The sequence below is a fragment of the Streptomyces sp. NPDC055140 genome, from assembly GCF_053607285.1.
This window is the reverse complement of record NZ_JBSGTG010000005.1, coordinates 273277-285490: the sequence shown is the minus strand read 5'-3', so window position 1 is coordinate 285490 and position 12214 is coordinate 273277. Positions and strand designations below refer to the sequence as shown.

Here is a 12214-nt window from a genome sequence, read left to right as displayed (position 1 = left end):
CGTCCCTTCCGTCGCCGTACGGCAACAGACTAACGGCGCAGGGCCTCCGGTTTCCCGGCCTCCGCGGGCTGGGTGGCATCAAGGTGCGCCCAGACGATCAGCCGGTGGCTGTGACCCCACTCCGGCTCGCACGTGGTCAGTGTCAGATAGCGCCCCGGCTCCTTGTATCCGGACTTGCGCGGCACCGGGTCGATGACGGCGACATCGCTGGGCAGCGTCTTGTAGGGCTTGGTGTCGATGCGATACGTGAACCAGGTCATGCCGTCGGTGAGGACGACCGCGTCACCGGGGCGCAGCTTGGGGAAGTCCTTGAACGGGTCACCGTAGGTGCGGCGGTGGCCGGCGACGGAGAAGTTCCCCTTCTGCCCGAGCTGCGCCGTCCCCGCGTAGTGGCCGAGGCCCTTCTTGAGGATGTCCACACCCGTCCCCTGGAGCACCGGTTTGTTCCACGTGGAACCGAGCCGCGGGATGTACATGACGGCGAAGGGCTTGCCATCCTTGTAGGGGGCCAGGGTCTGGGGCTGGCCCTGGTCCTGGTCCTGGGCAGGACTCCGGTTCTCGCTCTGGCTCTGGCTCGGCGACGGGCCCGGGCGGGGCTGTTCGACCGCCACCGATCCCTTGGACCACTGGTTCTGGAGGGTGTCGATCTGGTGGTCCATGGCGCTGTCGGCCTTCACGCCGGTCCAGAACAGCACGTAGGCGACGAACAGAACGATCAGGGCGCCGACCGTGACGCACAGTTCGCTGAACGTCCTGACGACCACTCGGACCGACACAGGCTCCCCCAGGCGGCTACTCCACGGGCTTCGCGTAGTGGAGATCCACTGTGCCCGAGTAACCGGGAAGAGTCACCGCCCCGTCGTCCTCGACTTTCCAGCCGAGCCCGTAGGCATTGACGTAGAGCATGTAGTTCTGGATCTGGGGCGAGACGGCGAGAGCCTGCTTCAGCTTCTCCGGGTCCCCGACCGCGGTGATCTTGTACGGGGGCGAGTAGACGCGGCCCTGGAGGATCAGGGTGTTGCCGACGCAGCGCACGGCGCTGGTGGCGATGAGCCGCTGGTCCATGACCTTGATGCCCTGCGCGCCGCCGTTCCACAGGGCGTTCACGACGGCCTGCAGGTCCTGCTGGTGGATGACCAGGTCGTTCGGCTGGGGTTCGGGGTAGCCGGGGAGCTTCGCGGTGGCGTTCGGCGGGGCGTCCGCGAGCGTGACCGAGACGGCCTGCCCGCGCAGTTTCTTGGTGCCGGACGCCTTCTCCAGGGCGGACAGCTTGGCGTCCTCGGCCTTGGTACCGGCGCCGCCGCGCTCGGTGAGGGTGTCGACGTCGTCGCGGATCGCGCCGTTGGACTCCTCGAGCTGGCCGTTCTTGTGGCTGCGCTCCTGGATGAGATCGGAGAGCTTCAGCAGCGAGGCGTCCGTGCGGATGTTGGTGCCCTTGGCGGTGTTGAAGCTGGTGAAGAAGATCAGCCCGGCCAGGGCGAACACGGCCACCGTCAGAATCCGCACGGGTCGCAGGCGCGCACGGGGGCGGCCCCCGACGGGGGGCTCACCCTGGGAGTCGGCAGAATTGCTCAACGTACCCTTATCTCCTTCAGCGCCGCGGAAGCACTACGCTAACGGACGCCCGGGGGAGCGCCCAGATTCCCCTTGTACGCTGCCCGAGGCCAGCCCACGTTCCCTGCGCGGCCACGCAGCGCATCGACAGGAGAGACCCTCGTGCCGAAGTCACGTATCCGCAAGAAGGCCGACTACACGCCGCCGCCGGCGTCGAAGCAGGCGGCGAATATCAAGCTGACCAACCGAGGGTGGGTAGCCCCGGTGATGCTCGCGATGTTCCTGATCGGGCTTGCCTGGATCGTCGTCTTCTACGTGACCAACGGCACCCTGCCGCTGGACGCGCTCGGCAACTGGAACATCGTCGTGGGCTTCGGTTTCATCGCCGCCGGGTTCGGCGTTTCCACGCAGTGGAAGTAGCTCTGCCCCTAGCTATCCACTGAGTTATCCACAGCTGTTTCCACAGTGGGGAAAAGGTCGGAAGATCTGTGGATAACTCACCGGGTGTTGACGCCGGTGTGACTGACGCATCGCAGCTCGCCCACATGTTCGCCCCTTGTCCTGGCTGGGGAAACCCAGGTCAGTGACGAGGGGCACACCTGTTCCCCACCGAGTGCACAGGATCCGGCACCGTCTGTGGACAACGTGGGCCACAGACCGAGCTCAAGTGAGCTGGGACGTCCTCACAAGCACAGTGACGACCACCACGGCGAGGACGAGCGCACAGGTCCCGTACTGCACCAGCGAGCGGCGCTCCCTGGGGGCGTGGACCATCGCGTACCCGACGACCACACCGGCGACGAGACCGCCGACGTGGGCCTGCCAGGCGATGTTTCCCCACGTGAACGTGAAGAGCAGGTTCAGCGCGAGCAGGCCGATGACGGGGCGCATGTCGTAGTTGAGGCGCCGCACCAGCACCGCGGTCGCGCCCATGAGTCCGAAGACGGCCCCGGACGCACCGAGGGACTGTTCGCTCGGCCCCGCGATCGCGTAGGTCAGCGCACTGCCGGCCAGCCCCGAGACCATGTACAGCGCGATGTAACGGGCCCTGCCGAGCGCCGCCTCCAGCGGGCCGCCGAGCCACCACAGGCCCAGCATGTTGAACGCGATGTGCCACACCTCCTGGTGCGTGAACATCGACGTCACCAGGCGATACCACTCGCCACCGGCCACGCCCTGGTTCGGGACGTAGGGCGCGGGAGGCCACGCCCCGATCAGAACGAAGTCGGAGAGCAGCCGGTCCCACACATGGACCGCGATGAAGACCGCCACGTTGATCCCGATCAGGATCTTCGTGACCAGGCGCGGATCGGCTGCGATCGTGCCGCCCGTGATCGTCCTCGGCCGGCTGGCCGCCGGACCCTGCCCCGTACCGGAACCTCCCCGCACGCAGTCCGGGCACTGGAAGCCCACCGAGGCGCTGACCATGCAGTCCGGGCAGATGGGCTTGTCACAGCGGGCGCAGCGGATCCCGGTCTCGCGGTCGGGGTGCCGGTAGCAGTGGGGCGGACCCTGCGCGTCCTGCGGACTGCCCGGCACCTGATCCATCGGAAATCCCCTCGTACGAACGAAACGCGCGCGATCAACACATGGCCCCGCCCATCCTTACGGATGAGCGGGGCGGATTGGTTCCCGTCGGCCCGGTCGCGTCGGCCCGGTTCGCGTCAGCGGGTCTCGACGACGACCGATTCGATGACCACGTCGTTGACCGGACGGTCCGTACGCGGGTTGGTCTGCGCGGTCGCGATGGTGTCCACGACCTTCTGGCTGGCCTCGTCGACGACCTCGCCGAAAATCGTGTGCTTACGGGTCAGCCAGGCCGTCGGCGACACCGTGATGAAGAACTGGGAGCCGTTGGTGCCCGGGCCGGCGTTCGCCATGGCCAGCAGGTACGGCTTGTCGAAGGCCAGGTCAGGGTGGAACTCGTCCCCGAACTGGTAGCCGGGGCCGCCCGTGCCGTTCCCCAGCGGGTCACCGCCCTGAATCATGAAACCGCTGATCACCCGGTGGAAGACCGTGCCGTCGTAGAGCTTGTCAGTGGACTTCTCGCCCGTCTCCGGGTTGGTCCACTCCCGCTCGCCCCGAGCGAGCTCGACGAAGTTCTTGACCGTCTTGGGCGCGTGGTTCGGCAGCAGCCGGACTTCGATGTCGCCTTGGTTGGTCTTCAGGGTGGCGTAGAGCTGCTCAGCCACGATCTGCCTTCCGTTGCCTTCTGTGACGATCCGATCCTCGCACGCCCCCGCAGACCCGTCGCCCGGCGGCAGCCGCAGAATTTCCGGCCGAGTCGCCATCGACGAGGCGCGTCGTACGGCGATCCGTGGCATTGTCGTCCGCAAGCCCCCATTGCACCGTATTGATCAGCTATTGCCTGGAGCGCCTCAGTACGTCCAAAGGAGGCTGGCTTATGCCCCGAATGCTCGCCCTCGCATGCCCCACTGCCGTCCGGCAGGCATGATCCGAAAAAGGGTGGAAAGGTGAAAACCTGTACGCCACCGAGGAGGAGGATCCCGTGACCCGCATCGACAGCGTGCGCGCCGCGACCGGCTCGGCGAAGGACAGCGTGCTGCACGCCGCGGAAGTGGTGGCGCCCTACGCCGAGACGGCCAAGGACCGGGCCGCACTGTATGCGCAAGAAGCGCGCGTACGGCTCGCGCCCGTGGTGTCGCAGGCTGCGCAACAAACCCGCGACCAGTACGACACGTACCTCGCGCCGCATCTTGAACAGGCCCGCGCCCATGTGCCGCCGAAGGTCGACCAGGCCGCGCAGGAGGCAGCCCTCCGCACCCGGAAGGCCGCACGCCAGGCCGCCGTCTACGCCAGGCCGCGGATCGAGCAGGCCGTCGCCGCCGCCCAGCCCGTCCGCGAGGAGGCGACCGCCCGCGGTATCGCGGCACTCGCCGCCCTGCGCGGACAGGTCTCGCCGAAGGAGATCAAGAAGCTCGCCCGCAAGCACGAACGGCGGGCCCGGGCAGGACGTGTCGCCAAGGGATTGCTCATCGTCGGCATCCTCGCCGGGGGCGCCTACGCCGCCTGGAAGTGGTGGGACAAGCAGGCCAACCCGGACTGGCTGGTGGAACCGCCGGCCGCGACCGAGGTCCCGGACACCACCCCCCTGTCATCGGCGGACGGCAGCGGCCAGAACGCCCTCGACCCCGAGGTCCAGGCCAAGCAGACCGAAGCGGAGACGGACGCCACCGACCGCAACGACCGCGGCTGAGCCTCGAACGAGCAGTAACGCAGTAGGGCGGGAGACCACTGGTCTCCCGCCCTACTGCGTTCACGTGTTTCACGTGGAACCTGTGGAGCCTAGGGGAGTCGAACCCCTGACATCTGCCATGCAAAGACAGCGCTCTACCAACTGAGCTAAGGCCCCGGAAATGATGCGTCGAACCGGAAGAAGTGCGATCCGGTGCGCATCGCAGACCAGAGTACCGGGTCACCCCCCGGATCTCGCAAAAGGATTGGGGGTCCCGGTCCACGACCACTCTCCGTAAGATGCCCCACGTGGTTCGCGGCAGCGAACCGCCGTATTTGGGGAAGCGATGGGGAGACGCAATGGACGCCGCACAGCAGGAAGCTACCGCAAGAGCCCGGGAGCTCCAGCGAAACTGGTACGGAGAGCCGCTGGGGGCGCTCTTCCGTCGCCTCATCGATGATCTGGGCCTCAATCAGGCCAGGCTCGCGGGGATTCTCGGTCTGTCCGCGCCCATGTTGTCCCAGCTGATGAGCGGTCAGCGCGCGAAGATAGGCAATCCGGCCGTCGTCCAGCGTGTCCAGCTGCTCCAGGATCTGGCGGGTCAGGTCGCCGACGGAAGCGTCAGCGCCGCCGAGGCCACCGAGCGTATGGACGAGATCAAGAAGTCACAGGGGGGCTCGGTGCTCACCAACACCGCACAGACAACAACCAGTTCGGGCGCACCCACGGTCAAGCGCGTGGTCCGCGAGATCCAGTCGCTGCTGCGCTCCGTCTCCGCGGCCGGGGACATCATCGATGCGGCGGACACCCTCGCCCCGAGCCACCCGGAACTGGCAGAGTTCCTCCGGGTCTACGGCGCCGGGCGCACCTCCGACGCCGTAACCCACTATCAGGCGCACCAGAGCTGATCCCGGCCGAACGGTAGCGACATCGGGCCGGCCGCGAGTCCCGCGGCCGGTCCTGGGCCGCGGGACCATCCGAGCGGTCGGACGCGTCGTGTGTCGGCCGAGGGGGGAGCGACGCACCACGATGGGTGAGGTCTTCGCCGGACGCTACGAACTGGCCGACCCGATCGGTCGCGGGGGCACAGGCGCCGTATGGCGCGCCTGGGACCACCGGCGCCGCAGATATGTGGCCGCCAAGGTCCTGCTGCAGAGCGATGCCCACACCCTGCTCCGCTTCGTGCGCGAACAGGCACTGCGGATCGACCACCCCCACGTCCTCGCCCCTGCCAGCTGGGCAGCGGACGACGACAAGGTCCTGTTCACCATGGACCTCGTCGCCGGCGGCTCGCTGGCGCATCTGATCGGTGACTACGGGCCCCTGCCACCGTCCTTCGTGTGCCTGCTCCTGGATCAGCTCCTGGCCGGCCTCACCGCAGTGCACGCGGAGGGGGTCGTGCACCGCGACATCAAGCCCGCCAACATCCTTCTGGAGGCGACCGGCACCGCCCGGCCTCATCTGCGCCTCTCGGACTTCGGCATCGCGATGCGCAAGGGCGAGCCCCGGCTCACAGAGACCGACTATGTGGTGGGAACGCCCGGCTACTTCGCCCCCGAACAGGCAATGGGCGGTGAGCCGGACTTCCCGGCAGACCTGTTCGCCGTCGGTCTCGTCGCCTTGTATCTGCTCCAGGGCGCCCGGCCCGACTCCAGGGCACTGATCGAGCACTTCACCGACCACGGCACCCCTGGCGCGCCCCAGGGCATTCCCGGCCCTCTGTGGACCGTCGTGGCCGGTCTGCTGCAGCCTGATCCCGAAGCGCGCTTCCGAACCGCGACAGGCGCGCGCAAGGCCCTCCTGGCGGCCTCCGAACTGCTTCCCGAGCCCGGACCCGACGACGAACTGGTCGAGGTCTTCGACCAACTCGGCTCGCTCCCACCGGGGTTCGCCCCGGATGGCCCGACCACGACCTCCCGGGCGGTCGCCCCCGGCCTCGTACACGACCTGAACCGGAACCATGGCACGACCGGCCGGTCCACGACCCTGAGGCCCGCGCCCGTGCCAGGAGAGGCCCTGTCAGCACTCCCCACGGAGCTCCCGACACCGGCGCCGCCACCTCCGCCCCCGCTGTATGCACCCGCGGTGCCGGACGCCCCACCGGCAGACCCCTCCGTCCCAAGGCCCACCACCCCCGCGCCCCCGGGGCCGGCCTCCACCACGTCGCAGACCGGCATGCGCGGGACGAGCATCACGCCCGGGACCACCCCGCCCGGAACCGCCGCGCCCGAGACCACCCTGTCGGGTGCCGGACTGTCCGGCACCAGCATGTCCGAGACCGGCAGCTTCCACCTGCCGCCGCCCCCTCCCGCGCAACCCCCCGCACAGCCACTCGCGCAAACCCCACTCGAGCCGCGGCCGATCACCCCCACCACCGCTCCCGACACTCCTGAGTACACCGCCCGTCCACACCCCCGTCTCACGGCACCACAAGCACCACCACCAGCCCCACCCGCTCGCCCGCACCCCCACGAGCCCTCCCCTCACACTCCGGCCACGACCCCCGCCACGCAGCGCTCCCACGCCGCTCCAGCTCCAGGCCCTGCTCCGGCGCCCGCTCAGCCCGCCTCTATCTCTACGTACACCGCCCAGATCGTTCAGGTTCCATTCGTCGGCCACCCGAATCCCGGCGGCACGGCCCCGAACCCGACCCCTCATCGGCGGGTGCGGAAACGGCGGCCGGGACCGCCCGCGAAGGTGGCGATCCCGGTGCTGTTCGTTGCCTTGGTCAGTTTCGCGGTGGGCATCTGGGCGCTGACCCAGGCCTGAGAAAGCCTGACGCCCCGCCTACCAACCAGCGGGTGCCCGCCGGCGGGCGACGTACGTCCATACGCCGAGCCCCAGCACCAGCACGGACCCCGTGCCGATCCCGGCGATCCCGACGACCCTCATGCGGTTCGTCCGACCGGACCCGCCCTGCCCCGCCTGACCGCCGACCTGGCCTCCCGCCGAGGGCAACGAGGAGCCTCCGCCCTGCGCGGACCCGCTCTCAGCGGCGGCCCGGTCCGCGTCCGTGACCTGGAACGCGCCCGGATCCCGCACATACGCGGGCGCGGACACCGCGTCCCCATGAACCGTCAGACGGAGCGTCAGCCCGGACTCCTTGTTCCCGAAGGTCCCCTTCATCTCCGGCGTGAGGGAGACCTTCAGGTAGTACCAGCCGGCGAACCGCACGCCCGCTTCGTCCGCGCGTGACAGATAGCGGTTCTCGAAGGCGACCGGAGGCAGGGAGTCCAGGGCCGCCACGGAGGGCTCCCCTCCGTACGAGGCGTCCTTCGAAGTGACCGGCGTCCGCGCCGGGTTGTACAGCGCCACACTCAATGCGCTCGGCACAAAGCCCTTACGCTGTGCGTCCCCCGCCGAAGTGTCCAGCTCGGCCTCGGTGAAGAGCTGCTGTCCCCAGTCCAGCGGCACACGGTAGAAGAGCGTCTGCCCTGGGCGGATCCGGTCCTTCCACACGCCTTGGCGCAGGCTCTGCGCGTCGTTGAAGCCCGTGCCGCCCCGGCGTTCGGAAGGGATTCCGGCAGGCGGCCGCGGCGAAGCCGACGACCACGCCCCGGGCTCGGTGGTGGCGGGCGGCGACTTGAGCGCGGGCTCCGAGGAGACCCTCAACTCCAGGTCCCAGCGCTCCCGCGTGGAATCCGGCGCAGTCTTGCGCGCGACGACCACGTAATACGTGCCCGCATCCTGGCAGCGCCCGCCGCCCTCCCGTACGACCCGTTCCGCGGTGGCGGCTATCGGTCTCGGGTACTCGGCGGAGCGGAACGCCGCCACCTCGGAGTCACAGCGATTGCCCTGCCGATCCTGCAGGGTCACGGAAATGCTGTCGTTGAACGCCACTTTCACGTCCGCTCCGACCTTCGGCACCGCCACCGCCGAGGCATACGTATCGGAGGAGCTGTCCAGGTCGACGCGGTAATAACGCGTGCCGGCCGCTCCCTTCGCGCCCGACCCACTGCCGAGCCCGGTGGCCTTCACCCCCGCCTCGATGGAGCTCCGATACGTCTCCCCGGCCTTGAGCTCCGCCGCATCCGTGCTGGTCACCGCACCCTGGACGGTCTTTGCCCCCTGTGCGAAGACGTACGGAGCCGAGCCCTGCGCTGCCGCGATCCCGGGCAGCGCCACCACCGCGACCTGCACGACCACCGCACACATCGCCGCCCTGAGCGCCGACAGCGCCGACACCGGCCGTCCACGCCCGCGCCCCACCAGGCGCCGCCCTACGCGCCGACTCATCACGCGCCCCTCCGTCGCCCCCGCCATCGCCTCATCGCCGGACGACCATCCTGCCGCCAGGGCCCCCTGCGCCCCACCAGCATTCACCAAAGCAAGCGAATAATTTACTTAAGCGAATAAATGACCCAGAGCAGTCTCACGCTCAACCTCACCCCGGACAGCACAAAGCCCCGACCACTCACGCGATCGGGGCCCTGAAGAGACTGTCGTCGATACTCACGAACCCGTGGGCACGGAGTCAGTCGCCTCCGTCCACAGATCCTGCTCGGCGCGATCCGCCTGGATCTGGCGGTACACGAGGAGCCCGCCGATGGCGGCCAGTGCGACCAGGAGAAGCTTCTTCACCGCGCGACCTCGTCTTTCTTTGACGTAGGGGACCTCTGGCGCCCGACTATACACACCGACCGATACCGATCGGTGACCTGCACCCGGGCCCAACTCCCGCACCCCGACGACCAGTCGAACCGGATCACGGAGCTCCGATCACACTTCGCAGAATGTGACATCCAGCGTGATTGATGGCCTTACAGGTCGATTGCGCCCATCCGAGTGGTGTTCATCTGAACATCGACGCGCCACGGGCGTCGGTCCCCCACTCCGGAGCCCGCATACACATCATGAGGAAAGTACGCAAATCGCCCAACCCGAAAGTGAGGGATCATGGCCACCAACAAGGTCATCAAGCTGTGGACCGTCCTCATCACCGCCTTCCTCGCGGTGCTGACCGCTATGGGTCTCACGTCCCCGGCCGCCGCGGCCGCGCCCGTACAGCAGACGGAGGGCACCCGCAACGCGAGGGTGAGCACCCCCGCCGCTACCGCCGTCCGGGCCCCCTGGGCCTTCAAACGGTCCCTGCCTCCCACAATGAAGCAGCGCATCCGCGCCGAGGCCCACGGTTCCTCCCCCAGCGGCCGCCACCGCCCGCCGACCGACACGGAGTCCGGGAACGAGTTCGAAGAGACCGCGGCAGGAATCAACGCGCTCCACTCGCAGTCGTAGCAACAGCAGTACGTAAAGACGAAGCTCCACCAGCAGTGACAGCAGCGGTGACGAAAGCGGCAACGGCAAGAAGGCCGGCCCTGGAGAACCGCGGCAGACCCTCCGCAGCAAAAGCTCCACCGCAAGAACAGCCGGTGAGGAAGACCGACAGGTACCACCGGCAGGCTCCACCGCAGAGAACGTCCGGCAGCACGGTTCATCGGCCCAAGCCGACAGCGCCGCTCAGCCGCCAGTACGAGTACGAGCACCACAGACCAACGCACCACCCGCACCACTGCAATGCGGCACCGCAGAGACACGGCGGCGGCACCAGGCAGCGCTTCATCAGCGCAGCCACGCCCCGAACCTGCCGGCCGCACTCCAGATCCAGACCACACCAACCGCAGGCAAAGCGCCCCACCGCTGGACCGCGACAGCACGACACCGATTGACCGCGCTCCCCGCGCCCTCGACCTTTCACGACCCCGGCCACCACAGGCTGAGGGTCTTCTCGGCGTGCGCCCACGGACAACGGCCCTGCCTCGCCGCCCCCAGAGACGCCAAAACCCCCAACCACGATGGGTTGAGGGTTTCTGTCTTGTGGGGCCAACAGGATTTGAACCTGTGGCCTCATCCTTATCGGGTCGATCACGGGGGTCTGTCAACGTCGGCCAACGGCCCTTGCGCCTTGGTCGATCGTTCACTGAGGTCCGGCGCTGACCGCTGCGGTTCGTGCTTGTTGGTGTCAGCCGCTGGTGTCAGACGCCGCATGCAGTCTTGACAAGGCTTACTTAGCCGCTCTACAGCACCCGTCCTACTCCTCCGGGTCCCACGCGCGGAGCAGGTCGAACAAACCTGCGTCTCCCTCGATCTGCCGGGAGTCCGCCGGGATACGGTCGTACACGAAGAGAACCAGCTCACTGGCCGTGCCGCGAACGGAGACGCCAGCCGCGTCCGGGCCCTCGTCGGCAGCGGCGACAGGCGTCGTGCCGGGCGCGGAGATACGGGTGGAGCGTGCGCCGTCGCCGTCGACCGTGAGGCGCCAGGAGTGGCCCTCGGTGGCGTGGAAGTCGAAGGCAGTGGGCTTGTGCGGCCAGGCACTCGTCGTTGCGACGCAGGTGGACAGGAACTCCTCGACACCGTCGAGTGCCACCTCATCCGGCAGCGGCTCCGGGGCACCCACAGTGACCTGGGCGTCGTAGGTGTGGACCGCGATCTGCTGGAGCTGGTGCCGGGCGACGGCGCCACAGGTCTGCGGCGACTGGGACGCACCCCACCACGTCCAGCAACCGCGATCCGGGCCGGCCTCCCGCAATGCGTCCAGCAGTTGCTCCGTGGACTCCGCCAACCAGGCCAGCAGGGCCTCGCGCTCCCGAGGCGCAGCCGGGGCGCCCTCCGCTGCGGACTTGGCCGGAGCAGGCCCTGCGGCGACGGTGGCGGCCCAGGCGCGGCGCCCCTCGCCGATGTGCTGCGCCAGATCGAACAGCGTCCACTCGGGGCAGGTCGGCACCTGCACGTCGAGGCTGGGCGCGGAGGCGACCGCGGCGCGGAAGGCAGTCGACCGTTCGTCGATCAGTCGCAACAGAACGGGGAAGGTAAGTGTCGTTGTCACATGGACTCTCTACCACCGTGTTCCGACAATCGGACAGTAATTTTCACAGCCGAGGCGGCGAGCGGCACACTTGCGGCACCCCGCTCGCCTTCCTCAAGGTCCATCCCAAGGTGGCGCAAGCGGTCCTGCGGCACAGCCAGATCAGCCTGACCATGGATGTCTACACACGTGGTGCGCTCGGACGAACGGGAAGCCGTCGCCTTGCTGGCGGAGCTTCTGGAAGATCCGCTCATCGGCTGAGCCAGCTGAGGATGACCGGCTGCCGACCGGCGAGACAGCTAGTAGGGAGTCCGCTGGGCGAAGGCCCACGTCCACCACGCCACAGCGATCACGCACATCAAGAGCCCGGCGAGAAGGATCCAACCCAAGAAGGCCCCGTTCAGCTTCCCGCGTTCGAAGGGATCGTCATCATCGCAATGACTTCTGTCGACTCCACTTTGATCAGTCATGGCCCCCGCCACAGTCCCTACTCGGGCTCAACCGCACCACAACCCCGCGGCTGATGTCAGCCGTAGATGTCAAAGACCCCCAGCCGTGATCGGCTGGGGGTCTTTTCGCATGTGGGGCTAACAGGATTTGAACCTGTGGCCTCATCCTTATCAGGGATGCGCTCTAACCAACTGAGCTATAGCCCCGCC

At 68.2% G+C, this 12214-nt stretch carries 12 protein-coding genes, 2 tRNA genes and 1 pseudogene; 6 read left to right on the top strand and 9 right to left on the bottom strand.

Annotation, left to right across the window (positions count from 1 at the left end; translation table 11 throughout):
- Positions 1–29: 29 nt before the first annotated feature.
- A complete protein-coding gene (locus ACWFR4_RS13345; protein WP_453652386.1) occupies positions 30–776 on the bottom strand; it encodes a class E sortase in 747 nt (248 codons plus the stop codon).
- 16 nt (positions 777–792) lie between these two features.
- Positions 793–1575 (bottom strand): DUF881 domain-containing protein, encoded by a 783-nt coding sequence (locus ACWFR4_RS13340; protein ID WP_453652384.1) that lies wholly within the window; start codon positions 1573–1575, stop codon positions 793–795.
- Positions 1576–1716: 141 nt separating this feature from the next.
- On the opposite strand from ACWFR4_RS13340, the gene crgA reads away from it, so the two are divergent.
- Entirely contained in the window at positions 1717–1974 is a 258-nt protein-coding gene (crgA, locus tag ACWFR4_RS13335; RefSeq protein ID WP_116512061.1) for a cell division protein CrgA, read from the top strand.
- A 243-nt stretch (positions 1975–2217) separates the two neighbouring features.
- On the opposite strand, the gene ACWFR4_RS13330 is transcribed toward crgA, so the two are convergent.
- The gene (locus tag ACWFR4_RS13330; protein ID WP_453459441.1) at positions 2218–3102 is read right to left on the bottom strand and encodes a rhomboid family intramembrane serine protease; all 885 of its coding nucleotides are present in this window, start codon (positions 3100–3102) and stop codon (positions 2218–2220) included.
- Positions 3103–3218: 116 nt separating this feature from the next.
- Positions 3219–3746, bottom strand: a complete 528-nt coding sequence (locus ACWFR4_RS13325; RefSeq protein ID WP_266562263.1) for a peptidylprolyl isomerase — start codon at positions 3744–3746, stop codon at positions 3219–3221.
- 317 nt (positions 3747–4063) lie between these two features.
- Between ACWFR4_RS13325 and ACWFR4_RS13320 the strand changes: the two genes are divergently transcribed.
- The gene (locus ACWFR4_RS13320) at positions 4064–4771 is read left to right on the top strand and encodes a DUF5324 family protein (RefSeq protein WP_453459444.1); all 708 of its coding nucleotides are present in this window, start codon (positions 4064–4066) and stop codon (positions 4769–4771) included.
- 83 nt (positions 4772–4854) lie between these two features.
- Here ACWFR4_RS13320 and ACWFR4_RS13315 read toward each other — a convergent pair.
- Positions 4855–4927, bottom strand: a tRNA-Ala gene (locus ACWFR4_RS13315).
- A gap of 182 nt (positions 4928–5109) precedes the next feature.
- Between ACWFR4_RS13315 and ACWFR4_RS13310 the strand changes: the two genes are divergently transcribed.
- Positions 5110–5658 (top strand): DNA-binding protein, encoded by a 549-nt coding sequence (locus ACWFR4_RS13310; protein ID WP_453461169.1) that lies wholly within the window; start codon positions 5110–5112, stop codon positions 5656–5658.
- A 121-nt stretch (positions 5659–5779) separates the two neighbouring features.
- Complete coding sequence (locus ACWFR4_RS13305; RefSeq protein WP_453652382.1) at positions 5780–7519, top strand: serine/threonine-protein kinase; 1740 nt, start codon at positions 5780–5782, stop codon at positions 7517–7519.
- Positions 7520–7537: 18 nt separating this feature from the next.
- Here ACWFR4_RS13305 and ACWFR4_RS13300 read toward each other — a convergent pair whose 3' ends face one another.
- Both ACWFR4_RS13300 and ACWFR4_RS13295 read right to left on the bottom strand, forming a co-directional pair.
- The gene (locus ACWFR4_RS13300; protein WP_453652380.1) at positions 7538–8986 is read right to left on the bottom strand and encodes a hypothetical protein; all 1449 of its coding nucleotides are present in this window, start codon (positions 8984–8986) and stop codon (positions 7538–7540) included.
- 216 nt (positions 8987–9202) lie between these two features.
- Positions 9203–9331, bottom strand: a complete 129-nt coding sequence (locus ACWFR4_RS13295; RefSeq protein WP_003999697.1) for a DLW-39 family protein — start codon at positions 9329–9331, stop codon at positions 9203–9205.
- 315 nt (positions 9332–9646) lie between these two features.
- Between ACWFR4_RS13295 and ACWFR4_RS13290 the strand changes: the two genes are divergently transcribed.
- Complete coding sequence (locus ACWFR4_RS13290) at positions 9647–9985, top strand: DUF6344 domain-containing protein (RefSeq protein ID WP_453461176.1); 339 nt, start codon at positions 9647–9649, stop codon at positions 9983–9985.
- 793 nt (positions 9986–10778) lie between these two features.
- On the opposite strand, the gene ACWFR4_RS13285 is transcribed toward ACWFR4_RS13290, so the two are convergent.
- On the bottom strand, positions 10779–11576 hold the full coding sequence (locus ACWFR4_RS13285) for a maleylpyruvate isomerase family mycothiol-dependent enzyme (protein WP_453461179.1): 798 nt from the start codon (positions 11574–11576) through the stop codon (positions 10779–10781).
- 62 nt (positions 11577–11638) lie between these two features.
- Here ACWFR4_RS13285 and ACWFR4_RS13280 point away from each other — a divergent pair.
- A pseudogene (locus ACWFR4_RS13280) lies at positions 11639–11816 on the top strand (site-specific integrase); the annotation flags it as partial.
- Positions 11817–12137: 321 nt separating this feature from the next.
- On the opposite strand, the gene ACWFR4_RS13275 reads toward ACWFR4_RS13280, so the two are convergent.
- A tRNA-Ile gene (locus ACWFR4_RS13275) sits at positions 12138–12211 on the bottom strand.
- Positions 12212–12214 lie beyond the last annotated feature (3 nt).

Excerpts from the sequence above, each read along its gene's own strand:
- ACWFR4_RS13290 (WP_453461176.1), top strand. The coding sequence starts at position 9,647 with ATGGCCACCAACAAGGTCATCAAGCTGTGGACCGTCCTCATCACCGCC.
- ACWFR4_RS13310 (WP_453461169.1), top strand. The coding sequence starts at position 5,110 with ATGGACGCCGCACAGCAGGAAGCTACCGCAAGAGCCCGGGAGCTCCAG.
- ACWFR4_RS13305 (WP_453652382.1), top strand. The coding sequence starts at position 5,780 with ATGGGTGAGGTCTTCGCCGGACGCTACGAACTGGCCGACCCGATCGGT.
- ACWFR4_RS13300 (WP_453652380.1), bottom strand. The coding sequence starts at position 8,986 with ATGAGTCGGCGCGTAGGGCGGCGCCTGGTGGGGCGCGGGCGTGGACGG.
- ACWFR4_RS13330 (WP_453459441.1), bottom strand. The coding sequence starts at position 3,102 with ATGGATCAGGTGCCGGGCAGTCCGCAGGACGCGCAGGGTCCGCCCCAC.